This is a genomic window from Nonomuraea sp. NPDC001699, assembly GCF_053596455.1.
This window is the reverse complement of sequence record NZ_JBSFGF010000005.1, coordinates 1-24,144: the sequence shown is the minus strand read 5'-3', so window position 1 is coordinate 24,144 and position 24,144 is coordinate 1. Positions and strand designations below refer to the sequence as shown.

Sequence of the window (24,144 nt, the reverse complement as noted above, 5' to 3'; positions counted from 1 at the left end):
GCGGGCCGCCCGCGCCGCGCGTCACCGGCAGCGGTCGCCGTTGAGGCGGAAGGTCTCGGGGGCTGGGTTCGGCCCCGAGGTGTGCGTGCCGACGAAGCCGAACGTCACGGACCCGCCGGGCCTGATCCGGTCGTTGTGGCCGAGGCTCGTGGCCGTCACCACCGCGCCGGACTGGGCGAACTCCGCCTCCCAGCCCTGCCTGATCCGCTGGCCGCCGGGGAACGACCAGCTCAGGGTCCAGCCGTCCACGCTCTCCCTGCCGGTGTTCTCGATCACGATCTGGCTGGTGAAGCCGCCGGGCCACGAGCCGTGCGCCGAGTAGCGGACCCGGCAGGCCGACTGCTCGCCCTTGTCCGCCAGGAACGCCGACACCCACGCCAGCGGCGAGTTCCAGTTGATGGTCAGCTCGTTGGTGGACCAGGACTCGATGTCGTCGATGTAGCAGAACTGCGGCTTGCAGCCGCGCAGCAGCCGCTGGGCGACCGGGTCCTGGATCGCGGAGTTGGGGCCGCCGGCCAGCGAGCCGCGCGGCGGGTGGGGCAGCGAGTGGTCCAGTTGATAGGCGTACCAGCGGCTGTGCTGGTTCTGGGCGGAGACCTCCCCGTAGCCGGTGACGTACGAGCGGTTGAGCGCGTTGCGGCCGAGCAGGTAGTCCATGCCCTCCCGCACGGCGGCCCGGTACTTCTCCTGGCCGGTCAGGTCGTAGGCGGTGGCCAGGACGACCAGGTTGTTGAGCACCAGGTTGTTGGAGCCCCAGTCGAAGTCCGCCGGCGCGTACGGCAGCCCGTACGGGTGTGCCCGCTGGACCGCCAGGTACTTGTCCGCCCCCGCGACCACCGACTGCCGCACCTTGTCCCGGCCCGGCAGCGCGTTGGGCACGGTCGCCAGGTCGAGGCGGCCGAGCTGGGCGGTGTTGCCCCAGTCGAAGCCGCGCTCGCGCCAGATGTCGCCGGTGTGGTGCGGCGAGGCCAGCACGAAGTCCGCGAACTCCTTCTCGCCCGTGGTGAGGTACAGCTCGGCCGCCGCCCAGTAGAACTCGTCGCTCACGTCGGCGTCGTCGTAGGCGCCGCCGCCCACGCCGTCGTCGGGGGCGGCGTACCTGGCCGGATCGGCCTTCGCCGCCGCCCACGCCCTGCGCGCCGCCTTGAGGTTCCTGACCGCGAACGCCGCGTCGTAGGGCGCGAACAGCCGGGCCGCCTGCGCCGCCGTCGCGGCCAGGTTGAGCGTCGCGGCCGTGGACGGCGGGTGCAGCTCGCGCTTCTGCGGGTCGAGGTGCGGCAGCAGCGGCAGGCCGGTCCAGTTCTGGTCGTGCACCTTGTGGTGGGCCATCCCCGCGTACGGCTTGCCGTCCGGCACCTGCATGCTCAGGATGAACTCCTGCTCCCAGCGGGCCTCGTCCAGCACGTCGGGCACGCCGTTGCCGCTCTCGGGGATGCGGAGCTGGCCGTCGGTGAAGGCGGCCCGGTCGCGCTCGTAGGCCGACATGAGCTGGTGGACCGAGATGCCGCCGTTGACCACGTACTTGCCGTGGTCGCCGGCGTCGTACCAGCCGCCCTTGACGTTCAGGGTGTAGTCGCAGACGCCCGGTTGGCAGGGGACATCCGTGTCGCCCTGGTTCGGGGACGCGCCCGCGTGACCGGCCGGACGCCCGTAGCCGGGACGCAGGCTGTCGAGGATCTCGATGCCGCTGCGCTGGGTGTAGTAGAACTTCAGCGCGTCCGTGGGCAGGGAGTCGTACACGTTCGCGCCGATGTCGAACGGCCTGCTCGTCTCGCCGTCGGCGGTCAGCGTGTAGCCCTCGCCGGGTTTGGCGTAGGCGCCGAAGTCGATGGTGTGCACGTTCTGCCCGGAGCTCGCGTCCACGCCCTTGGGGCTGGTACGGCCGTTCGCCACCCGCTTCCGGGCCGCGTCGCGCAGCTCCCAGTCCAGGGGCGTGGTGGCCTCGGTGACCAGGGTGGCCTTCTTGGGGCCCGACGGGAGGTAGCCGACCATGTTCACCCGGACGCGCGGGCCGGTGTCCGGCTCGTAGACCTCGGGTTCGGCGCCGCCCTTCAGCGACACGTCGTCCATGCAGAACCTCCAGGGCTCGGCGCTGCCGCCCAGCTGGAACGCCACCTGGGCGTTCGGCAGCGAGACCGGGGCGGTGAAGGTGTAGGAGTAGCCGTCGCCCGGGGCATCCAGTGCCGGGGCGGCCGACAGGTACTGCGTCCACGGGTCCACGGGGAGCTGGATCAGGGCCTTGCCGACCTTGGCGGGGGTGGCGGAGGCCGTGAACCGGTAGGCGTAGGTGTCGCCGGCGACCAGCGGGACGCCGTCCTGGCCGATGATGACGTCCCAGGGGTTGGCGGTGCCGCCGGGGATGTCGGCGCACAGCCTGCCGCCGTCCACGGACAGGGTGGTGTTGCCGGTGCTCCACCAGGGGGCGGTGCCGGCGTCGAAGGTGCCGTTCACGATCTGCTCGGGTCCCTCGTCGGCCGCGCGGGCGGGCGCGGCGGGGGACAGGGCGACCATGGTGAGGAGGGCCAGTAACGCGGCCCGGCATCGGGTCATGGAGGTCCTTCGGGGGGTTGGGAGCGCTCCCAATAGAGCGACCCCGATCCTCCTTGCCCACCGCTGCCCCGTCAACGGGTGCCCGCCATCGGCGCTGGAAGACGCTGAAACTTTCACGCCCCGGCCCGGACCGAGCCTGTCGGCCGCCCTTCACTGACGGCTCATGTTCTGGGAGGGTTCGGAACGTGGTCCCTGCCCTCACCCTGGCCGGGTGCGCCGCGCACGAGTTGCTCGAACGCCAGACCGCCAAGCTGGCCAGGCAGCTCGTACGCGGCTTCGCCGAGGAGATCCCCCTCTACCGGCGGCTGCCGAAGGAGGAGCTCGACGGCGAGATCACCGTCATCACCGAGCACAACCTGCGGCTGATCGCCCGCATGTTCCGCGACCGCCGCCCGCCCACCAGGGCCGAGCTGGCCCCGCTGCGCTCGTCGGCGGCCCGCCGCGCCCAGGAGGGCGTGCCGCTGGAGGCCCTGCTGGCCGCCTACCACCTGGGCGCGCGCAAGGTGTGGGAGCACCTGTTCGCCAAAGCCACGCCCGCCGACTTCGAGGACGTCCTGGCGGCCAACCGTCTCATCCTGCTCTACACCGAGTCGGTGACGGCCGCCGTGTGCACCGCGTACCTGGAGGAGCGCGAGGGCATGCTCAGCCACGAGCAGCACGCGCTGCACGCCGCCGTGTCCGCGCTGCTCGGCGGCGACCGGGCGGCGCTGGCCGGGGTGCGGCTGGCCCCGCGCTACCTGGTGCTGGCGCTCGCGGTGGACCGGCATCCCGACGAGGAGAGCGACGAGCCGGGCGGGTCGATCGCGGGCCGCCGCAAGCTGCACCGGATCAGGACGGCGCTCCAGCGGGCCGCGGCCGAGCCGGTGCTGTCGGTGCTGGACACGACGGGCGGCCTGGTGTTCGTGCCGATCACGGGCGATGACCCCGACTGGTACGAGGTCGGCGAGACGGTCGCGGGGATGGCCAAGGCGGCCGGCGTGCCGGTGTGGGCGGCGGCCGAGATCGCCCCGCCCGACGGGGTGCCGGAGGCCGTCAAGCTGGCCGAGGAGGTCCTGGACGTGGTGCGGGTCTTCGAGCAGCCGCCGGGCGCCTACCGGCTGGCCGACGTCCTGCTGGAGTACCAGCTCACCCGGCCGAGCCAGGCCACCGCCGTGCTCGCCGGCCTGCTCGACCCGCTGCTCGACAACCCCGACCTGCTCAGGACGCTCACGGTCTACCTGGACACCGGCCTCGACCGCCGCCGTACGGCCGAGCTGCTGCACGTGCACCCCAACACGGTCGACTACCGTCTGCGCAGGGCCGTCAGCCTGACCGGCCTCGACCCCGTGGACCCGGCCCACCTGCAACGCATCGGCGCGGCGCTGGCCGCCAGGCGCCAGCACGGCAAGTGAACGGGAGCCGCCCCCGGCAGGGACGGCTCCCGTCGCGCGATTCGGAGCGTTCAGACCGCGGACACCGCGGCGGTCACCACGGTGGCGAAGTTCCGCATCCCGAGACCGTTGGGGTGGAAGGGGGCGGCCGGCGAGGCGGGCACGTACGGCTCGATCCAGCGCACGCCCGGGGCCTTGCACGGGTCGTGGCCCACGCTCGGCGTCTGGAGGTCGACGAACGCCGCTCCCGCGGCGGCGGCCTGCTCGGCCAGCATCCGGTTGAAGTACTGGAGCGTCGCGCGGATGTAGTTGGCGTCGGCCTTGATGATCGGGACGGTCGGGTAGCAGCCGTTCGGCGGCGCGTAGGTGGCGTAGCCGACCATGAAGATCCGGGCGCGCGGGGAGCGGGCGCGGATGTCGTTCACCAGCGTGGTCAGCTTGGGCCGCAGCGCGTCGGTCTTGACCCGCCAGGAGTCCTGGCCGTCGACGATGTAGTCGTCGTTGCAGGCGTCGCCGACGGGCGGGGGCAGCAGGTTCAGGCAGTCCTCGATGAAGCCGGTCAGGCCGACGTCGTTGGCGCCGATCTGCACCGTGACCAGGGTGGTGTCCGCGCTGAGCGCGTCGAGCTGGGGTGCGACGCTGCCCAGGTCGGTGCCCTGGGAGTTGTACATGTCACGGGTCTTGGCGCCGGAGCAGGTGACGTCCCTGAAGGTGGCGGCGCCGATGGCCTGGGCGGTCAGGTGGGCGTAGTTGCGGTCGGAACGCCAGCAGCCGAGGTCGGGAACGACCTGGTTGGGCACCAGGGGACCCGACGCGGCGGAGTCGCCGAGCGCCACGTACACCTCGCCCTGGGCGGCGTGTGCGGGCGGCGCGACGCCGAGCGCCAGGGCGGTCGCGGAGAGCAGGACGAGCAACCGTCGGACCATTGAGGACTCCTTCGGCGGGGTGGGGGTGTGGAGGCCGCACTGGTCCGGCGGCTCCGGCGGGGGGTGGAAGTCGTGCCGGCTCAGTGGCTCCGGCGGGGGTGGAAGTCGTGCCGGTTCGGTGGTTCCGGCGGGGGAAGCCGTGCTGGTCAGCGGCGGAAGGGCCCGGTCACCTCGTACGTGATCCCCCCGGTGCCGGCGGTCTCGCCGCTGGTGCCGCGCTGGGAGGAGAAGTAGAGCCGGGTGCCGTCGGGGGAGAACGCGGGGCCGGTGATCTCCGACTTGGCCTGGCCGTCGAGGCGCATGACGGGGGCGACCACCCGGTCGGGCGTGATGATGTTGATCTCCATGTTGCCGCCGTCCTCGGCCACGTACAGGTCGCCGGACGGGCGGCCGGTGATGTTGTCGACGCCGTCGAGGGTGCCGCCGCCCTCGTAGATCGCGGTGACCGTCTGCCTGGCGGTGTCGTAGGCCCAGACCTTGCGGTCACCCTTGGCGGTGAAGTAGCAGATCCCGGCGGCGTAGTGGCAGCCCTCGCCGCCGCTGAAGCGGCGGGCCGCGGAGACCTGGTTCCTGGTCTGCGTGTCGAAGACGCCGGGCGTCGCGTCGGGCACCGGCCGCCACTCGACGCTGTCGCCGCCGAGCCCGCACAGCACGTCGAGCCGGCCGCTGGACAGGTCGCCCCAGGTGTTCGGGGTGAAGCGGTAGAAGCAGCCGTCGCCCTCGTCCTCGGTCAGGTAGACGACCTTGTGGTCGGGGTCGCAGGCGGCGGCCTCGTGCTTGAACTTGCCCATCGCGGGGCGCTGCTGGGCGGAGCGGTTGCCGTACGGGTCGGTCTCGTAGACCTTGCCGCGGAAGATCTCCTCGCAGGACAGCCAGGTGCCCCACGGGGTCGCGCCGCCCGCGCAGTTGAGGTTCGTGCCGCTCAGGATGCGGTACGCCCGGTCGATCGAGCCGTCGGCCCTGAACCTGATCGCCGAGGTCCCGCCCACGAGCGGCACCTCGGAGTTGGACACGTAGATCCAGCCGGAGCCGTCGGCGAAGCACGCGCCGCCGTCAGGAGCGGGGTGCCACAGCGTGCCGCCGACGACCCGGCCCGACCTGGCCACCACCCGGCTGGTGAATCCGGCGGGCAGCGCCATGCCGTTGGCGTCCGGGGCGCCGAGCGGCCCGTACGGGCTCACGCCCGCACCCGCCGCGGAGGCCACGGCGTCGTGCCACATCGCCCCGGAGAACGCGACCGCCGCGGAGACGGTCCTGATGAAGGTACGGCGGCGCATCCTGTCTCCACGTCGTCTCGCGTCGGCTGATGTCGGTTGGATTCGCAGACATGACGATGAGCCCTGCCCGTCCTTCTGTGAACTGGACAGGGCAGTAAATCCGGACGGTCAAATCTGTGACGCCTCACAAATCTGAACGGCATTCCGCGAATCCATTGACGGCGGCCCCGGCGCGATCCACCATGGCCCGAACCCCCGGCCTCGATCAGCTCCCGAGGTGCCCGTGCGCGTGCTTCCCCGTCTCCTCATCGCCCTCGCCCTGGTCTCCGTGACGCTTCCGGCGTCACCGGCGTCACCGGCCTCGGCGGCCTCCGACCCGTCCGGCTGCGACCCGATCGACCCGGCGGCCTGCCTGCTGCCGTTCCCGAACGACTGGTTCACCGTCGCCGACCGGGCCACCGACACGGGCCGCAGGGTGGCCTTCGCGGCCGGGTCCACGCCGATCTCGGCCGCGGGCGTGCCGATCGCGCCCGCCGAGTGGAACAGGAACGACGGCTTCTCGCCGGGCTCGATGCTGCTGGCCAGGGTGCCGGGGCTGGACCCGGCCAGGACGGGGATCGCGCCGATCACCGACATCGGCAGGTCGCTGGACCGGGACGCGCCCGTCGTGCTCCTGGACACCGTGACGGGGGAGCGGTGGCCGTACTGGGCCGAGCTCGACGCGAACGCGCCCGCCGACCGTCAGGCCCTGATCATCCGCCCGGCCCGCAACCTGCGCGAGGGCCACCGGTACGCGGTCGCCCTTCGCGACCTGCGCGACGCGGCCGGCGACCCGATCCCGCCGAACCCCGCCTTCGCCGCGGTGGCCGGCCCGCCCCTGCCGCCCGGCCACGACCTGTACGAGCGGCAGCGCCGCCTCCAACCTGCCCTGTCCGCGCTGCGCCGCGCCGGCGTCAGGACCGGCGGCCTCCATCTGGCCTGGGACTTCACCGTCGCCAGCGCGCGCAGCCTGGCCGGCCCGGCGCTGGCCATGCGCGACGACGCCCTGCGCACGCTGCGCGGCCGCGCGCCCGCCTTCGAGGTCACCTCGGTCACCGACCTCACCCCCGAGCAGGACGCCCAGATCGCCCGCCGGGTCGAGGGCACCTTCCGCGTGCCGAGCTACCTCGACCGGCCGGGCGGTCCGCCCGGTTCGGCGCTCAACCGCGGCCCCGACGGCCTGCCGGCCCGACTGCCCGGCAACGAGCAGGTGGCGCCCTTCCGCTGTGAGATCCCCCGCGTCGCCTTCGACCGCCCCGCCCGGCCCTCCCTGTACGGCCACGGCCTGCTCGGCAGGCACTCCGAGGTGGGCGCGGCGAACGTGAGGACCATGGCGCAGGAACACGGGTTCCTCTTCTGCGCCACCAAGTGGATCGGCATGGCCGACGAGGACATCCCGCACGTCGTCACCGTTTTCACCGACATCTCCAGGTTCGGCACGGTCCCCGACCGGACCCTCCAGGGGTTCCTCAACTTCATGTTCCTGGGCCGCGCCATGACCAGCCCGGACGGCTTCGCCGCCCACCCCGCCTTCCGCACCGACCGCGGCCGCCCGCTGATCGACCTGCGCGCGGGCCTGGTGTACGACGGCAACAGCCAGGGCGGCATCCTGGGCGGCGCGCTGGTCGCGCTGTCGAAGGACATCGAGCGCGGCGTGCTCGGCGTGACCGGCATGAACTACAGCACCCTGTTCAACCGCAGCGCCGACGCCGCGCCCTTCCAGGCCGCCCTCGACCGGGCCTACCCCGACAAGCTGGACCAGCAGCTCATCCTGGCCCTCATGCAGATGTTGTGGGACCGCGGCGAGGCCGACGGCTACGCCGCCCACCTGACCGACCGCCCCTACCCGGGGACGCCGCGGCACCGGGTGCTCATGCACGTGGCCTTCGGCGACCACCAGGTGGCCACGGTCACCGCCGAGGTCGAGGCCCGTACCGTCGGCGCCCGGCTGCTGACCCCGGCCCTCGCGCCGGGACGCAGCCCGGACGCCGTGCCGTTCTGGGGCATCCCCGCGATCCGCGGCCGGGCCCACGCCGGCTCGGCCCTGGTGATGTGGGACGGCGGCGCCCCCGCGCCACCGCTCACCAACACCCCGCCCACGCAGGGCGAGGACCCGCACGAGAAGCCGCGCAGGACCCCCGCCGCCCAGCTTCAGAAGTCGGTGTTCCTCAAGACCGGCGTGGTCGCCGACGTCTGCGACGGCCCCTGTCTCACCCAGTGACGCCGGGCCGCCACATGGGCCAGAAGAGGGTGCCGTCGGGCAGCGCGAACGGCTCCTCGGCCTGGTAGCCGTGCCGGGCGTACAGGTCGCGGCTGCGGGCGCTGCTGGCCTCCAGGTAGGCGGGCGCGCCGTCCAGCAGGGCGTGGTGGCGGCGGAGCAGCGCCGACCCGAGGCCCCGGCCCTGGTGGTCGGGGTGCACGGCCAGGAACGCCAGGTGGTGGTACGGCGGCTCCGGGTGGTGCCGTTCGAACAGCTCGTCCAGGGCCCGGAACCGGTCGGCCCACTTGCCGGTGGCGGCGGCCAGGCGGCGGTCGTAGTCGGGCGGCTCGGGCGGCGGCGCGTCGGCGGTGTGCGGCACCCACACCGCGACCGCCCGGCCCTCGTCGAGGAGGTCGACCTCGCCGTGCTCGATGGCGTGCGAGACGAGGATCAGGAAGTCCGCCACCATGATCTCGTGCCGTCCGGCCGGCTCCGGCACCAGGTACGACACCGCGGGCAGCCGCGCGAACGCCGTCGCCACCAGCTCCGCGACCGTCCCGGCGTCCGCGGCCGTCGCCCGGCGGACGTCGTGCGCCGCCACGTCCTGTGAACGCGTCATCGGACGGCCTCCGGCGTGGCGGCGGCCTTGGCGCCCATGCCCACCAGCGAGTACACGCTCGGCTGTCCCGTGCGCAGGACCAGCGCCCAGCCCACGCCGAGCAGGGCCGCCAGCGCGTACACGACCGGCAGGATCCAGGCGAGCGGATCGCCCTCGGGCACCCCGAGCAGCGTCGAGAAGTTGTCCAGCGCCAGCCACACCATCACGGCCAGCGCCAGCGCGGCGGGCACGGGGGCCGCGAAGCGCCGCGCGAGGCTCTCCCCGCTCGGCTGCCGGGCGAAGAACACGACGATCGCGATCGAGGTGACGAACACCAGCAGCAGCACCCCGAACCCGCCGAACGAGCCGCCGTAGAAGAAGAGCTGCACCAGCGGGTCGAGCCCGAGGACCGCGTAGACGACGATGACGACCAGCCCGAGCACGGTCTGCGCGATCGAGCCCGACCGCGGCGCGCCGCTGCGCGGCCGGGTGCGGCCGAAGAAGGCGGGCAGCACCCGCTCGCGTCCGAGCGCGAAGAAGTACCGGGCGGTGGTGTTGTGGAAGGAGATCATGGCGGCGAACACGCTGGTGACGAAGAGCACCCGGGCGACGTCCACGACCGCGCCGCCGAGGTGCTGGTTCGCGATGATGAAGATCGTCTCGGCCTGGTCGCGGCGCGCGGCGTCCACGATGGCCGCCGGTCCCGTGGCGACCGTCATCGCCCACGACGACAGCGCGTACAGCCCCGCGATGATCGCCACCGACGAGTACGTGGCCAGCGGCACGGTACGCCGCGGATCCCGGCTCTCCTCCGAGAACACCACCGAGGACTCGAACCCGACGAACCCGAGCGTCGCGATGACCAGCAGCGCCCCCACCCCCGGCACGAACAGCGCCGCGGGCGACAACGTCTCGGCCGAGAACCCGGACGGCGCCGGGTTCACCAGGTCCGCCAGGTCGAACAGCAGGATGACCGCCACCTCGGCGGTGAGCAGGACGGCCAGCAGCCGCCCGTTGACGTCCACCCGCATCAGGCCCAGGACGCCCACCAGCGCCCAGGCCACCAGCGAGATCGCCCACCAGGGCGGCGCGCCGCCGAACCACCGTTCGAGCAGCGGGGTGGCCGCCGCGCCGAAGGCGCCGTACAGGCCCACCTGCAACGCGTTGTAGGCGATGAGCGCCACCCAGGCCGCCGCGATGCCCGCCGGACGGCCCAACCCACGGCTGATGTAGGTGTAGAACGCGCCGGCGTTGGCCATGTGGCGGGCCATCGCCACGTACCCGACCGCGAACACCGCCAGCACCACGCCCACGACCAGGAACGCGATCGGCAGCCCGGTGATCCCGGTGACGGCGTACCCGGTGGTGATCACACCGGCGACGACGGTGAGCGGCGCGGCGGCCGACAGGACGAAATAGACGACCGAGGGCGCGCCGAGCCGGTCGGCGGCCAGGGCGCCGGCGATCGGGTCGGGCGCGGCGCCGGATCTCGCGGAGGGCATCGCGTTCCTTTCTGGGGGGTTCAGGTGCGGTGCGGTCAGGACAGCGGTCTGGGGGTTCCGTGAGGCGGGGTCAGGGCGGGCGGTCCGGGGTCACGTCCGGTAGGTCAGGACGGCGTCGCCGACGGCGGCGCTCACCTGGCGGCCCAGGTCGCTCAGCGGCTGCGGCATCGCGGCCAGCACCGTGGTCAGGTACTGGTGGGCGCCGCGCCGGTCGGCCGGGTCCTCGACGACGACGTCGGTCAGGTCGCACGCCTCGGCCAGCGCCGCCAGCGCCATGTCGTGCGGGGTCAGCGGCTGCCACTTCACCAGCGCCAGCCGCAGCCGCGCGGCGGGCCACATGGCCCGGTTGAAGTCGTGCGAGAAATAGCGGAATTGTTTACGTTTGAGCAGCCTCGGGGATTCGCGTTCGAGCAGACCATTACCCATCAGGCGGGCGGTGACTTCGGTGACCGAGCGTTGTGCGAGGTAGGCCAACCAGGTTCGCACATCGGTGTGCTGAGGGGAATTGCCGATTTCGGTCAGCACCTTTCCGGCCAGCTCGTCCGGGACCCGGCGCTGGTCGACCACCCGCAGCCGGACGCCCTCAACGGTGATCCGCTGCTCCAGCACCAGCTCCGCGAGCAGCGCCCCGGCCAGGCCGAGCGCCACGCCGGCGACATGGAGCCGAGGCTTGCCCGAGCCCGTCGCGTCCCAGCAGACGAAGAAGAAATCATCGGCAAGCAAAAATCGGCCCGCTCACTATAGGAATTGGTGGATGACCGGTTCAGGGAGCAGCGTGTAGCCGCCAGCGGCAATTTCTACCAAGAACCACATCTCCGGGCTAGACCCTATTTATCGGGAAATAAAAGAGCACCGGCTTCACGGAGAAGCCGGTGCCGTCCGTTCGGGGGCCCTCAAGCCGATGATCGCCTGATGGGCGGGCTGCCGCGACCGGATCGTGTCCGCGCCCGCTCGGCCAGGGGGAGTGATGTGGATCACACTCCAGGGTTTCGGCCGGGCCCTTCGTCCACCTGTGGACGAGTCGTCGCTCAGTTCGCGCAGTCCTGCTTGTCCAGGGCCAGGCCCATCTCGTAGATCTTGCCCTTGGAGAGCAGGAAGTAGTAGTGGGCCTTCGGGTTGCCCGGCACGGCGACGTACGGGAAGCCGCTCTCGGCCGTCCGCAGCTTCTTGGCGTACGCGCGCTTGAGCTGGGCGTCCGTCGAGCCGATGCCGATGCCCTGCGGCGTCTTGACGCCCTTCGGCGCGAAGATGATCGCCACGCCCCGCTTCTTGGAGATGAACAGGCCGACCGCGTCGCGGCCCGTCCGCTGGGCCTTGAGGTCCCAGCCGGAGCAGCTGTCGGAGTCGAGGGCGGGCTTGTGGACGATCTTCCCGGTGGCCTGGGCGGCCTTTGCGGTCATGCCCAGCGTGACCCCGCCGTATCCGAGCGGGCCGAAGGTCGGGGCGGCGAGCGCGGGCGAGGAGATCCCGGCCAGCGCGACGCCCGCCGCGAGGGTCACGGCCGCGATTGTGTGCTTCGTCGTCATGCAGGGTTTGACTGCGCACTCGGCCCACAAGTTCTGCCGGATTCGCGGGCGGGTCCGGGCTGACGTGTCCGTTACGCGGTTGAGGGATGGTCTTGTCCGAAGCTCGGGTACTGATGCCGGTGATCACAGCCCAGGAGGCATCAGAGATGGCGGATGTTCCCATCGTTGTCGGCATAAATCGCGCTCAGGATGGTTCTGTTGCTGTCGCTGTGGGCGAGTCGGGCATGTACAGCCTGCAGAAGGAGCGCATCAGCCGGCGCAGGCATCACTGGGGCCGTCTCGGCGACCTGCCGGACCTGTACCTTCCCGAGATGCCGCTGCTCAAGGAGCCCGTTGACCTCGTCGTCGAGGGATACTCCTCCGACACCGAGATCGAGCACAAGGACGCCTACGAGGAGGAGCTGCGCGAGACGCTGAACCTCAAGGAGGACGCCCGGGTCGTCCTGGTCTCCCACCATCTCAGCCACCTCTACAGCGCGTTCCCGCCCTCGCCGTTCGACCGGGCGGCGGGCCTGGTGATCGACGCGCACGGCAGCCGGGTCAGGGACTTCACCGAGGCGGTCCCGCTGCCGAAGGGCACCCGCGACGACATGCTGGAGGTGGCCTCGTTCTACCGTTGCGAGCGCGGCGGCGAGATCGAGTGCCTGGCCAAGCAGCTCTGGGACGGCGACTGGACGCGACCGGCCGGCCTCGGCTGCTTCTACGCGCTGCTGACCAGGCTGCTGTGGCCCGAGGGCGAGGGCCACGAAGGCAAGGTGACGGGCCTGGCCCCCTTCGGCGACGCGTACGTGTACGGCCTGCCCGACCTCGACGTACGCGGCCACGAGGTGTTCATCCCCGAGGAGTGGATCGAGACGTTCGGCCAGCACGACGCCTACGTCTACGAGCCCGGCGGCGAGCGCTTCTCCCGCGCGGCGGACCTGGCCGCGGCCGGCCAGCGGGTCTTCGAGAACGCCCTCGCCCAGGTGGTCGCCTGGCTGCACGGGCAGACCGGCCTGGACAGCCTGGCCTTCGCCGGCGGCGTCGCGCTCAACTGCGCGGCCAACGGCCGGATCGTGCGCGAGTCGCCGTTCCGCGAGGTGTTCATCCCGCCGAGCCCGCACGCCGGCGGCACCGCCGTGGGCTGCGCCCTGTACGGCCTCGTCGAATGCCTCGGCGTCGAGAGCCGCTTCCGCTGGACCGACGACTTCCTCGGCCCCGACCCGGACGAGAGCGAGATCACCGCCGCCGTACGCAGCCTGCCGGACGGCCTGGTGGCCGAGCAGCCGGACGACCTGGTCGGCGCGATGGTGTCGCTGCTGGAGAGCGGCCGCGTCGTGGGCCTGCACCAGGGCCGCAGCGAGTCGGGCCCGCGCGCCCTCGGCAACCGCAGCATCATCGCCGACCCGGCCAGACCGGACATGCAGGACTACGTCAACTTCGAGATCAAGGGCCGCGAATGGTTCCGCCCGCTGGCCCCGCTCGTGCTGGCCGAGCACGCCGGGCGCCTGTTCGGCGTCGACCGCCCGGCCCCGTTCATGCAGTACTCCGCCGACGTGCGCCCCGAGCACCGCGCGAGCCTGCCCGGCGTGACGCACGTGGACGGCACGGCCAGGCTCCAGACCGTGGAGGAGTCGGCCACGCCGTTCCTGCACGCCCTGCTGACCAGGTGGCACGAGGCCACGGGCTCCCCGGTGCTGATCAACACCTCGCTCAACGGCCCCGGCGACCCGCTGACCGAGACGCCCGAGCAGTCGATCGACACCCTGCTCTCGACGAACCTGCACGCCCTGGTCATGCCGCCCTACCTGATCCGCAAGCGCGAGGAGCCGCCGATCCCCGGCGTGACCTGGGACCGCGACTAGCTCGGGCGTCCATGCCGGTGAAACCCAAATCGAGGTCATGGTTGCCGCAGGTCAGAGTGGGTGACGGGGTCGACGGGCCGGCCGGAGTTACGGTCGGACGCATGCGCGTTCACCCAGCCGTCCCCGTGGTGCTGATCGCCCTGGCCGGGCTGTCGGCGGCCTGCGGCGGCGGCCCCGTACGCACCACCCAGGGGGTGGTCGTGACCTCCGCCTCGCCGTCGCAGGAGACACGGAACGCGCTGGCCGGGAAGACCGTCGTGCTCGATCCGGGACACAACGGCGGCAACGCCTCCCACCCCAAGGAGATCAACCGGCCGGTCGACATCATCACCGGGCGCAAACCCTGCAACACCACCGGCACCCAGACCGCCGCCGGCTACCCCGAGCACGCCTTCACCTGGGACGTCGCCCGCCGCCTGAAGCCGCGCCTCGAAGACATGGGCGCCAAGGTGGTGCTGACCCGACCGGACGACACCGGCGTGGGCCCCTGCATCAACGAGCGGGCGGCCATCGGCAACAAGGCGCGGGCGGACGCCGTCCTGTCGATCCACGCCGACGGCGCGCCGCCGGCCAGCCGCGGCTTCCACGTGATCATGCCGGGCCTGGTGCCCGGGCACAACGACGCGATCATCCAGCCGTCCAGGAAGCTCGGCGTGGCCGTCCGGAACGCCTTCCGCGACGGCACCGGCATCCCATACGCCACCTACGTCGGCGAGCAGGGCCTGCAGACCCGCACCGACCTGGGCGGGCTCAACCTGTCCACCCGCCCGGCGGTGTTCATCGAGTGCGGCAACATGGCCAACCCGGGCGACGCCGCCAAGATGTCCGACGGCGAGTTCCGGGAGGAGATGGCCGGCGCGCTGGCCGCCGGGCTCAAGCAGTTCCTGGCCGGTTAGGCGCCGTAGGCGCGCAGGAACACCTCCACCGCGGCGTCGGCGAGCCGGTCGAGCTCGGCCTCGGTGTGGTGGTCGCCGCCCCCGGAGAACATCACCCTGTTCACCGGGATCCACAGCAGCAGGCCGACGAAGTGCTCGGCGGCGAGCCGCGGATCGTCCACGGGACGCAGTCCGTGCCCGGCCAGGCGTCCGAAGGCGGTGGCCATCGCCTCCAGCGACCGTTCGAAGCCCTGCCGGTACCAGGTGCGGCCGAGGTCGGGGAACCGGTCGGCCTCGGCGATGATCAGACGCCGCAGCCGCAGCACGTCGGGCTGCATGATCGCGTCGAGGAACTCGTGGGCCAGCTCGCGCAGCCCCTTCTCCAGGTCCTGGTTGCCCTCCAGCGACTGCGCGATCAGCTCGGCCAGGCCCTGGATCTGGTTCGCGGTGTCGAGGACGATCGTGGCGAAGAGCTGTTCCTTGTCGCTGAAGTGCTTGTAGACCGTCTGTTTCGAGACCGCGGCGATCGAGGCGACCTCGTCCATGCTGGCGCCCACGTAGCCGTTGCGCAGGAACACGGCGTGCGCCGCGTCCAGGATCTGCCTGCGTTTGCGGGCGGCCCGCCCGTCCTCTTCCGGCACTGACCCACCAATCTTTCGATCATGTGTTCCCACAGTACTGGACAGTTCCGTACTGATCTGAGTACTGTACCGTCTAGTTCCCGAAAGCGACAGGAGTGACGACCTCATGACAGATCTTCAGCAGCAGGTGCAGGAGACCGCCGACAAGCTGGTCGAGTCGGGCGTCGAGCGCGGGTTGCAGGTGGCCGTCTACCGGGACGGCACGCAGGTCGTCGACGTGGTGGCGGGCGTGGCCGACCCCGAGACCGGCCGGCCGGTCACCTCCGACACCCCGTTCTACAACTTCTCCATCGGCAAGGGCGCCACCTCGGCCGTCGCCCACATCCTGGCCGAGCGCGGCCTGTACGACTACGACACCCCGGTCGCCGACCTGTGGCCCGAGTTCGCCAGGCACGGCAAGGAGGGCGTGACCGTCCGCCACGTGCTGACCCACACGGCCGGCGTGCCCGGCGTGCCGCTCGACACGACCCCCGAGGACGTCTGCGACTGGGACAAGATGGTCGCCGCCCTGGAGAACGCCGAGCTGTGGTGGGAGCCCGGCACGAAGATGGGCTACCACGCCTACACCTTCGGCTTCCTCGTCGGCGAGATCGTCCGCAGGACCACCGGCAAGCGCATCTCGCAGGTGCTGCTGGAGGAGGTCTCCGGCCCGCTGGGCGTGGCCCGCGAGCTCTACTTCGGGATGCCGCCGGAGGAGCAGCACCGCCTGGCCCGGCTGGAGGACGTGCCGATGGACCCGTCGGCGTTCGGGGACATGCCGGCCGACCTGCCGATGTTCAAGGCCGGGCCGATGGAGCTGATGCCGAACGCCGCCCTCGGCAGCAGGCCCGACTACCTGACCGCCGACATCCCGGCCGGCGGCAAGACCTCGGCCAGGGCCGTCGCGCGCATGTACGCCGCCCTGCTGGGCGAGGTGGACGGCGTCCGGCTGATCTCGCCGGAGCGGCTGCGCGAGGCGACCGCGGTGGCCTACAGCGGCCCGGACGAGGTCTTCGGCATGCCCTCGACGTGGGGTCTGGGGTTCACCATCGGGCTTCCCGGCGGCTCGCCGGAGGAGGGTGCGACGGCGTTCGGCATCGGCGGGGCGGGCGGCAGCTACGCGTGGGCCGACACGGCGACCGGCACCGCCGTCGCCCTCACCAAGAACCGCCTCACCAACGACTTCACCGCCGTCGGCGAACTGGCCGCCCTGGTGGCCCGCTCCTGACCGTAGCGGGGGATCAGCCGTCGCGGCACAGGGGGCGGCCGCCGACCACGCAGGCGATGCCGTCGAGGTCGCAGCTCAGCAGGGTGCCGTCCATGCCCATCACGAGCACGAGATCGCGCCTCGACCGGTGGGCCAGCATGATCCGGCCGACGACACCGTTGTCCAGGACCACGGTAGGGCGGGTTGCAGCGCTTTCCATGTGCTGGCGACTCCTCTCGGGTTCACAACAGGCCACGCGCGCCGGACCCGTCCCCACCAGGATGCACAGCCTCCGCCTCCGGCGCATCGGTCATCCGGCTCTACTTTCGTACGGATCCTGCGTTGTCCCCCTCCCGCCAGCCTCCGTAAGACGTGCTGCGAGACTGGCAACGGCAGGGGCCAGAGGAGGGGGACCGGCGTGCGTACGTGGTTGACCGAGCGGTTCGGGCTGACGGTGCCCCTGGTGGGCGCGCCCATGGCCGGAGTGGGGGCGGGCCGGCTGGCCGCCGCCGTGTCCGCGGCCGGCGCGCTCGGCGTGATCGGGGTCGCCTCCTCCGCGCCCGCCTCCTGGATCGAGGCCGAGGCCGCCGTCGCCGCCGGGAGCGGGCGGCCGTACGGGATCGGGCTCATGGCCTGGGCGCTGCCCGGCAACCCGGCCCAGTTCGAGGCCGTGCTCGCGGCCCGGCCCCGGCTCGTCTCCGTGAGCTTCGGGCCGTACGAGCGGTACGTGGAGGAGCTGCGGCAGGCCGGCATCACGGTCGTCACCCAGGCGGGCACCACCGACGAGGCCCGCGCCGCCGAGCAGGCCGGCGTGGACGCGGTCGTCGCGCGCGGGGCCGAGGCGGGCGGGCACGGCCGCGCCGACGTGGGCACGCTGCCGCTGCTCCAGAGCGTGCTGGACGCCGTCCGCGTCCCGGTGCTGGCGGCCGGCGGCATCGCCACCGCGCGCGGGCTGGCCGCCGTGCTGGCGGCGGGGGCCGAGGGGGCGTGGGCCGGCACGGCGTTCATGGGCTGCGCGGAGACCACCCTGTCCGGGACGGCGGCGGCCCGCGTGCTGGCCGCGGCCGAGACCGACACCGTCTACGGCCGCGTCTTCGACGTGGCCCAGCGTCTGGACTGGCCGGTGGAGTACGGCGGCCGGGCCCTGCGCAACGCCTTCTTCGATCGCTGGGCCGGCCACGAGGAGGAGCTGGCGGCCGACGAGGAGGCCGCGGCGCGGATCGCCGCCGCCCGCCGCGACGGCGACTTCGACACCGCCTGCGTCTACGCGGGCCAGGCCGTCGGGATGGTGCGCGAGCAGCGTACGGCCGCCGACGTGGTGGCCGGGTTCGCCGAGGCGGCCACGCTGCTGCGCCGCTTCGCCACGCCCGACGGATGACGCCGGTCCCCGCCTGATGCATCCTCTTGTGCCATGACGAATCAGACGTTGCCCGCGACGCGTTCCGGGACCGTGCCTCCGGAGACCGCGCCCGCCAGGGGCAGCGTGCTGGAGGTGATGGAGAAGATCGGTACGGTCGTCGTGCCGATCGCCGTCGCCGTGTACGCCCTGCTCTACCTGGGCTTCGAGAGCGTCTATGACACCTTCGGCATCACCCCGGAGCAGGCCGGGCTCACCCAGGCGAGCATCTTCGGCCATCTGGTGGCGACGCTGGTGCTGCTCTTCCTGACCCTGCTGCCGCTGCTCGGCCTGGTCGTGGGCGTCTGGTGGCTGCTCGACCGGATCACCCGCGGCGCGGCCGGACGCGCCCTCGACCGGGCACGGGAGCAGCCGTGGCTGGCCGCCGGGGTCGGCGCGGCGCTGTCGGGGGTGGCGTACTGGGGGATGCTCGGCATCCTGGACGTCACCGGCACGCCGGTGCTGATCACGGTCGTGGTGGTCGGGCTGTTCTGCCTGCTGGTGCCGTACCGGCTGCTGCGGGCCAGGCCCACGGGACGGGCCGCGATGCGGGTGCTGACGGGCGCGCTGGTGGGGGTGGGCCTGGGCTTCGTGCTCGTGGGCTGGATGACGCAGGGGGCCGAGGCGGTGCACGACCGCGGCGAGGCCAACCTCGTGCTCCAGCTCACCGGCTTCTCCAACCAGTGGGCCGAGGTCCGCGACGACGGCGGCAGGCTCCTGTCGAAGGGGGAACGCTGGCTGGTGCTCGGCCAGGACTCCGGCGCGTACGTGTTCTACGACTGCGCCACGGCCGGCACGATCCGGCGTCCGATCGACGCGACGGTGCTGAGCCGGATCGAGCTGGACCCCGAGCTCGACGACCCTCGCTCCTGCGGCTACGCGGCGAAGTAGAACGTGTTCCGATATGTCGGGAACTTCCCGGCCGGGCCAGAAGTTACCGAGTAGTATGGCCGTCGAACATTGGTAGGCGAGGAAATGAGCCGCCGTGTCTGAGCTGGAACGCGTTCCCCCCGGAGTCGACCCGACCGTACCGAGCTCCGCCCGGGTGTACGACTATTTGCTCGGCGGCAAGGACAACGTCGCCATTGACCGCGCGGTGGCCGAGAGGCTGCTGGCCGTCGCGCCCGACGCCCGCGCCGTCGCCAGGGCCAACCGCCGCTTCCAGATCGAGGCCGTGCGCCACGTGGCCCGGCAGGGCGTGCGCCAGTTCATCGACCTCGGCACCGGCATCCCCACCTCGCCCAGCATCCACGAGGCCGTCCGCGAGGTGAGCCCGGCCTGCCGGGTGATCTACGTGGACCACGATCCGATGGTGCGCCTGCACGCCCAGGTGCTGCTCGCCGACCAGCCGGGCGTCGCCGGCATCCAGGCCGACCTGCGCAGACCGGCCGACGTCCTGGCCGACCCGCACGTGACCGGCCTGATCGACTTCGACCAGCCGGTATGCGTGCTGATGGTCGGCGTGCTGCACTACGTCATGGACGCCGAGGACCCGTCCGGCATCGTGGCCGCCTTCAGGAAGCCCATGGCCCCCGGCAGCCATCTGGTGCTCTCCCACGCGATGGCCGAGAGCTCTCCCGAGGCCATCGCCCAGCTCCACCTGGCCACGTCCGGCTCGCCCGCCCAGGGCGTGTTCCGCAGCCACGGCGAAGTGCTGCGGCTGTTCGACGGGTTCGAGCTGATCGGGCCCGGCCTGGTGCCCGTCCAGGACTGGCGGCTCGCCGACGATGGCCACCTCCCGCTGGTGGACGGCACGCCCCGGCTCCGGCTCGACGCCGGCGTGGGCCGGGTGGCCGCTCAGTAGTCCTTGAGCGTGATGTCCGTGGCGAACTTGTCGGTCAGCTTCATCATCAGGCGGAACAGGAAGCCGACCTTGAAGGTCCAGTTCCGCATGCGGATGCGGGCGGGGGTGCCGGGAGCCAGGAAAGGGCCCGCGTTGCCGCTCTTCGCGATCTTGGCGTAGCCGCGCATCTGGCGCTCGTACTCGGCGAAGGCCGCGCGGTGGTCGCCGCCCGCCGCCGCCAGCTCCCCGGCCAGCACGTACGCGCCCACCAGCGCCAGCCCGGTGCCGAAGCCGCCCAGCGTGTTGCCGTACGCCGCGTCGCCCAGCAGCACCACCCGGCCCGTCGAGTACCGGTCGATGTTCACCCTGCTGAGCGAGTCGAGGTAGACCTCCTTGGCGCCGCGCAGCGCGTCGAGGACCTGCGGGGTGCGCCAGCCCATCCCGGCGTAGGCCCGCGCCAGGATCGCCTTGTGCTGCTCGGTGTCGTAGCGGTCGTAGTCGAGCCGCTCGGAGGCGAAGACGAAGAACGCCGTCGCCTTCGGCCCGCCGACCGCGACCATCCTGCCGGGCTCGTTGTACATCTGGCCGTGGGGGCCGAAGTCGGCGTCCAGCTCCACCAGGGCGTAGTAGTGGCCGAGGAAGTCCACGTAGTCGGACTCCGGGCCGAAGGCGAGCCTGCGGACGTTGGAGTGGATGCCGTCCGCGCCCACGACCAGGTCGAACGTGCGGGGGGCCGAACGCTCGAAGGTGACGTGCACGCCGCCCGGGGTCTCGGTGAGCGAGGTGATGGAGTCGCCGAACACGTACTCGCAGGAGCCGGCGGTGCGCTCGTACAGCAGGCGGGCCAGGTCGCCGCGGCGGATCTCGATGTCGCCGCCGCTGAACTCGCCGGGCATGACCGCGACCGTGCGGCCGGAGGCGTCCACGAAATGCTGGTCGGTGCCGCCGGTCTGGAGGCGGCGCACGTCGTCCAGGATGCCCATGCGGGTCAGGACGGTGCGGTGGGTCTCGCCCTTGAAGTCCACGGCCTGGCCGCCCTCGCGCAGGGCCGGCGCCCTCTCCACGACGGTGACGTTGCAGCCGCGGCGGGCGAGCAGGTGGGCGAGCGCGGGGCCGCCGATGCTGGCGCCGGAGACGAGGATGTTGGTGTTCTTCAGGTGGTCTCTCATGTCGGCAAGCCTCGCCGGGAGCGCTGACAGCCCGGCGACGACCGGCTGACAACCGCCGTCCCGGGCCGCGCGGACTGTCAGGGGAAGTGCCGCCTCAGAGCAGGGCCGTGGACAGGGCCTCTTCCCTGGTCATCGCGGCGCCGCGGGCGTAGAGGGCGGCGAAGCGCTCCGGGCCGAGCGCGGCCGTGGCGGCGGCGGCCGTGGCGGCCACGTCGGGGTCGCCGGTCACCGCCATGCCGCGCAGCGCCACGCCGACGCCGAGCAGCAGCGCGGCCCGCTCCGGCGCGTCGGGCAGGACGGCCTCGGCCAGGCCCTCGGCGGCGTCGGCGAGGTCGCTGCCGATCGGCGAGCGCCGGGCGGCGGCCACCGCCTCCCGGTGCCGGGCCACGGCCTCGACCGTCCCGCCTCTGGCCTGGGCCAGCCGGCCCAGCGCCGTGGACACCTGCGACCCGGTGCCGCCGGCCGCCGGGCCGCCCTGACCGGCGGCGGCCAGCGCGTCCCGCAGCCGTTCGGCGGCCTCGCCGAGGTTCCCCTCGATCCTGGCCAGGTCGGCCAGCCCCACGTGCACGGTCACCGTCAGCTCCGGACGGCCCACCTCGCGGGCGATGTCGCGGGCCCGCAGGTAGTCGGCCCTGGCCGCCGCCGGGCCGTCCGCGCGCAGCCGGGCGCCGGCCCGCCGGCACAGCACGTCGGCCAGCTCGTCCAGCGCCCCGAGCTCGTCGAGCAGCCGGACCGCCTCCTCCCACAGCTCCATGGCCCGCGCCCATTCGCCGCGCCAGCCCGCGACCAGCGCCAGCCAGTCGAGCCCCTGCGCCTTGCCCCAGCGCTCGCCCAGCTCACCGAACGCCTCCAGCACGGCCTCCAGCTCCCGTTCGGCCGCCACGACCCCGCCGTTCAGCAGCGTGAGCAGCGCCTCGCTGAGCCGGCCGAGCGCCACGCTCCACGGGTCCTCGCCGAGCCCGCGCCGCCGCGGACCGTCCGCGCCGGCCTCGGGCGGGCCCGCGGTCATGCCCCACAGCGCGGCGGCGAACCGGTGCCGCATCGGCCGGCCGGTCTCCGACATGATCGCGCGGGCCCGCGCCCAGTGCGGTGACCCGGCGTCGAGGGCGGCGTGCAGGACGGCGAGCACGTACTCGTCGGCCAGGTCCGCGGGCGGCTCGTGGCCGATCGCGTCGAGCAGCCGCCTGGCCGGCTGGACGGCCTGGCCGCGGCTCCCGCTCAGCCACCAGTACATGGCCAGGGCGGCGATGAGCCGCAGCGCGAGCGGCGGGTCGTGCTCGACGCCCCAGCGCAGCGCGGCCCGCAGGTCGGCGTCGTCGGCCCTGAGCACGGCCAGCCATTCGAGCTGCTCGGCCCGGTAGAGGTGGGGTTCGGCGCGCTGGGCGTGCTCCAGGTGCCAGGCGGCGTGCGCGGCGCGCAGCCCTTCCTCCTCGCCGGCCTCGGCCAGCCGTTCGGCGCAGAACAGCCGGATGGTGTCCAGCATGCGGTAGCGGTCGCCGGCGGTCTCGACGAGCGACTTGTCCACCAGGTCGGCCAGGAGCACAGCGCTGTCCTCGCCGCACACCCGCTCGACCGCCTCCAGCCGGGCGCCGCCGGAGAACACCGAGAACCGCCGGGCCAGCACCTGCTCCTCGGCGTCCAGCAGGTCCCAGCTCCACTCGACGACGGCGTGCAGTGTCCGGTGCCGGGCGGCGGCCGTGCGGTCGCCGCGCGAGAGCAGCCGGAACCGGCCGTGCTCGGCCAGCCGCGCGGCGATCTCCTCCACGGGGAACGTGCGCACTCGCGCCGCGGCCAGCTCGATGGCCAGCGGCAGGCCGTCCAGCGCGGCGCAGATGCTCAGCGTCGCGCCGAGGTCGAGCTCCAGCCCCGGTCGTACGGCGGCGGCGCGGTCGGCGAACAGCCTGACCGCCGGGTAGGCGAGCGCGTCCCCGGCCGGGACGCCCGGCGGCGGGGTGCCGAGCGGCGGGAGCGGGACCAGGTGCTCGCCGGTGATGCCCAACGGCTCCCTGCTGGTCGCCAGGACGCGCACGCCGGGGCAGCCGCCCAGGAGGCGGCGGGCCAGCGTGGCGGCCTCGGCGACGACGTGCTCGCAGTTGTCCAGGATGAGCAGCAGGTCCTGCTCGGCCAGGGCGGCGACCAGGCGTTCGGCGGGGTCGGCCAGGCCGGGGACGCTCGGGCCGAGCGCCGACTCGCGCAACCCGAGCGCGTTCAGCACCAGCAGCGGCACCTGCCCTTCGCCGCCGGCGGGCGACAGGTCCGCGAAGCACGTCTGCGTCCCCTGGTCGCGGGTGGCGGCCTCGACGGCGAGGCGGGTCTTGCCGGTGCCGCCGGGGCCGGTGATCGTCACCAGACGCTCCCCGCGCAGCGCGGCCAGGCGCGCCAGCTCCTCCTCCCGGCCCACGAACGTGGTGAGCTGGGGCGGCGGCGCCGACCGCGTGGGGCGGGCCCGCCGCTGCTCGCCCCGCAGGATCGCCAGGTGCAGCGCCGCCAGCTCGGGCGACGGGTCGGCCCCCAGCTCGTCGGCCAGCAGCCGCCGCGCCTCGTCGTAGACGGCCAGCGCCTCGGCCTGCCGTCCGGCCGCGTGCAGGGCGCGCATCAGCAGCGCGCGCGGACGCTCCCGGAGCGGGTGGGCGGCGACCAGCTCGCGCAGGCCCGCCGCGGGCTCGGCCTCGGGCAGGTGGAGGTCGGCCTCGTACAGGTCCTCCTGGGCCGCCAGGCGCAGCTCCTCCAGCCGGTCGGCCTGCCCCGGCGCGTACGCGGCCTCGCGCACGTCCGCGAGCGCCGGGCCGCGCCACAGGTCCAGGCACTCCTTGAGCGTGTCCGCCGCCGCCGCGTGCCGGCCCGCCGCGAGCAGCCGTCGGCCCTCGCGGGCCAGGCGCTCGAAGCGGTGGGCGTCGACGTCCTCGGGCGGGACCGCCAGCCGGTAGCCGGCGCCGTGGAACTCGATCAGGTCGGCCGGCAGGTTGCGCCGCAGCCGGGAGATCTGCGCCTGTACGGCGTTGGCCGCGCCCGCCGGTGGGCTCTCGCCGTACTGGGCGTCGATGAGCCGGTCGACGCCGACCGTGCGGCCGGCCTCCAGCAGCAGCAGGGCGAGCAGGGCACGCGGTCGCGGACCGCCCACGGCGATCGCGTCGCCGCCGGACGACCGCACCTCCAAGGGGCCCAGGATGCCGAACTGCACGTGCTCGATTGTCCAGCATCGCGCGTACTACCCGCACGTGGACTGATGTGACCAGCGGTAACGGAAATGTCGGTATGCCTACCGATGAACATACGTATTTTCGCGCCGTCAACAAGCGCTTAGCGTCTGGCGGCAACAAGG

19 protein-coding genes are annotated in these 24,144 nt (G+C 72.9%); 8 read left to right on the top strand and 11 right to left on the bottom strand.

Annotated features, from left to right (window positions below):
• Window positions 1-21 precede the first annotated feature (21 nt).
• On the bottom strand, window positions 22-2,550 hold the full coding sequence (locus ACWCSU_RS16725) for a glycoside hydrolase family 9 protein (protein WP_449935814.1): 2,529 nt from the start codon (window positions 2,548-2,550) through the stop codon (window positions 22-24).
• A 185-nt stretch (window positions 2,551-2,735) separates the two neighbouring features.
• Here ACWCSU_RS16725 and ACWCSU_RS16720 point away from each other — a divergent pair, with 185 nt between their 5' ends.
• A complete protein-coding gene (locus tag ACWCSU_RS16720) occupies window positions 2,736-3,941 on the top strand; it encodes a PucR family transcriptional regulator (RefSeq protein WP_357707031.1) in 1,206 nt (401 codons plus the stop codon).
• Between the two features lie 50 nt (window positions 3,942-3,991).
• On the opposite strand, the gene ACWCSU_RS16715 is transcribed toward ACWCSU_RS16720, so the two are convergent.
• A complete protein-coding gene (locus tag ACWCSU_RS16715; RefSeq protein WP_449935811.1) occupies window positions 3,992-4,846 on the bottom strand; it encodes an SGNH/GDSL hydrolase family protein in 855 nt (284 codons plus the stop codon).
• Between the two features lie 146 nt (window positions 4,847-4,992).
• Window positions 4,993-6,123, bottom strand: a complete 1,131-nt coding sequence (locus ACWCSU_RS16710) for an alkaline phosphatase PhoX (RefSeq protein WP_357707028.1) — start codon at window positions 6,121-6,123, stop codon at window positions 4,993-4,995.
• 229 nt (window positions 6,124-6,352) lie between these two features.
• Here ACWCSU_RS16710 and ACWCSU_RS16705 point away from each other — a divergent pair, with 229 nt between their 5' ends.
• The gene (locus tag ACWCSU_RS16705) at window positions 6,353-8,323 is read left to right on the top strand and encodes a hypothetical protein (protein ID WP_449935808.1); all 1,971 of its coding nucleotides are present in this window, start codon (window positions 6,353-6,355) and stop codon (window positions 8,321-8,323) included.
• On the opposite strand, the gene ACWCSU_RS16700 is transcribed toward ACWCSU_RS16705, so the two are convergent.
• The 4 genes from ACWCSU_RS16700 to ACWCSU_RS16685 form a co-directional block, all read right to left on the bottom strand.
• Window positions 8,313-8,921: a GNAT family N-acetyltransferase gene (locus ACWCSU_RS16700; RefSeq protein WP_449935806.1), complete on the bottom strand. Its 609-nt coding sequence runs from the start codon at window positions 8,919-8,921 to the stop codon at window positions 8,313-8,315. The genes ACWCSU_RS16705 and ACWCSU_RS16700 overlap by 11 nt on opposite strands.
• Window positions 8,918-10,402, bottom strand: a complete 1,485-nt coding sequence (locus ACWCSU_RS16695; RefSeq protein WP_364100020.1) for an APC family permease — start codon at window positions 10,400-10,402, stop codon at window positions 8,918-8,920. Before ACWCSU_RS16695 ends, ACWCSU_RS16700 begins: the two co-directional genes overlap by 4 nt.
• A 90-nt stretch (window positions 10,403-10,492) precedes the next feature.
• On the bottom strand, window positions 10,493-11,125 hold the full coding sequence (locus ACWCSU_RS16690; protein ID WP_357707023.1) for a GOLPH3/VPS74 family protein: 633 nt from the start codon (window positions 11,123-11,125) through the stop codon (window positions 10,493-10,495).
• 305 nt (window positions 11,126-11,430) lie between these two features.
• The gene (locus ACWCSU_RS16685) at window positions 11,431-11,901 is read right to left on the bottom strand and encodes a hypothetical protein (protein WP_364100023.1); all 471 of its coding nucleotides are present in this window, start codon (window positions 11,899-11,901) and stop codon (window positions 11,431-11,433) included.
• A 251-nt stretch (window positions 11,902-12,152) separates the two neighbouring features.
• On the opposite strand from ACWCSU_RS16685, the gene ACWCSU_RS16680 reads away from it, so the two are divergent.
• Both ACWCSU_RS16680 and ACWCSU_RS16675 read left to right on the top strand, forming a co-directional pair.
• The gene (locus ACWCSU_RS16680) at window positions 12,153-13,772 is read left to right on the top strand and encodes a carbamoyltransferase family protein (protein ID WP_449935804.1); all 1,620 of its coding nucleotides are present in this window, start codon (window positions 12,153-12,155) and stop codon (window positions 13,770-13,772) included.
• A 101-nt stretch (window positions 13,773-13,873) separates the two neighbouring features.
• Window positions 13,874-14,668 (top strand): N-acetylmuramoyl-L-alanine amidase, encoded by a 795-nt coding sequence (locus ACWCSU_RS16675; RefSeq protein WP_449935802.1) that lies wholly within the window; start codon window positions 13,874-13,876, stop codon window positions 14,666-14,668.
• Here ACWCSU_RS16675 and ACWCSU_RS16670 read toward each other — a convergent pair.
• Window positions 14,665-15,288 (bottom strand): TetR/AcrR family transcriptional regulator, encoded by a 624-nt coding sequence (locus ACWCSU_RS16670; RefSeq protein ID WP_449935801.1) that lies wholly within the window; start codon window positions 15,286-15,288, stop codon window positions 14,665-14,667. The two genes, ACWCSU_RS16675 and ACWCSU_RS16670, sit on opposite strands and share 4 nt — an antisense overlap.
• A 106-nt stretch (window positions 15,289-15,394) precedes the next feature.
• On the opposite strand from ACWCSU_RS16670, the gene ACWCSU_RS16665 reads away from it, so the two are divergent.
• Complete coding sequence (locus ACWCSU_RS16665; protein WP_357707018.1) at window positions 15,395-16,495, top strand: serine hydrolase domain-containing protein; 1,101 nt, start codon at window positions 15,395-15,397, stop codon at window positions 16,493-16,495.
• A 13-nt stretch (window positions 16,496-16,508) separates the two neighbouring features.
• Here ACWCSU_RS16665 and ACWCSU_RS16660 read toward each other — a convergent pair whose 3' ends face one another.
• Window positions 16,509-16,694: a hypothetical protein gene (locus ACWCSU_RS16660; protein WP_357707017.1), complete on the bottom strand. Its 186-nt coding sequence runs from the start codon at window positions 16,692-16,694 to the stop codon at window positions 16,509-16,511.
• Window positions 16,695-16,892: 198 nt separating this feature from the next.
• Here ACWCSU_RS16660 and ACWCSU_RS16655 point away from each other — a divergent pair, with 198 nt between their 5' ends.
• The 3 genes from ACWCSU_RS16655 (at window position 16,893) to ACWCSU_RS16645 (ending at window position 19,674) form a co-directional block, all read left to right on the top strand.
• Window positions 16,893-17,852 carry an NAD(P)H-dependent flavin oxidoreductase gene (locus ACWCSU_RS16655; protein WP_449935799.1) on the top strand — a complete coding sequence of 320 codons (960 nt, stop codon included), beginning with the start codon at window positions 16,893-16,895 and terminating at the stop codon, window positions 17,850-17,852.
• Window positions 17,853-17,885: 33 nt separating this feature from the next.
• Entirely contained in the window at window positions 17,886-18,761 is an 876-nt protein-coding gene (locus ACWCSU_RS16650; RefSeq protein WP_357707015.1) for a hypothetical protein, read from the top strand.
• 94 nt (window positions 18,762-18,855) lie between these two features.
• On the top strand, window positions 18,856-19,674 hold the full coding sequence (locus ACWCSU_RS16645) for an SAM-dependent methyltransferase (protein ID WP_449935796.1): 819 nt from the start codon (window positions 18,856-18,858) through the stop codon (window positions 19,672-19,674).
• Here the strand turns inward: ACWCSU_RS16645 and ACWCSU_RS16640 are convergent.
• Together ACWCSU_RS16640 and ACWCSU_RS16635 are read right to left on the bottom strand one after the other, a co-directional pair.
• Entirely contained in the window at window positions 19,668-20,822 is a 1,155-nt protein-coding gene (locus tag ACWCSU_RS16640; protein ID WP_449935795.1) for an FAD-dependent monooxygenase, read from the bottom strand. The genes ACWCSU_RS16645 and ACWCSU_RS16640 overlap by 7 nt on opposite strands.
• A 94-nt stretch (window positions 20,823-20,916) precedes the next feature.
• Window positions 20,917-24,003: a BTAD domain-containing putative transcriptional regulator gene (locus tag ACWCSU_RS16635; RefSeq protein ID WP_449935794.1), complete on the bottom strand. Its 3,087-nt coding sequence runs from the start codon at window positions 24,001-24,003 to the stop codon at window positions 20,917-20,919.
• Window positions 24,004-24,144 lie beyond the last annotated feature (141 nt).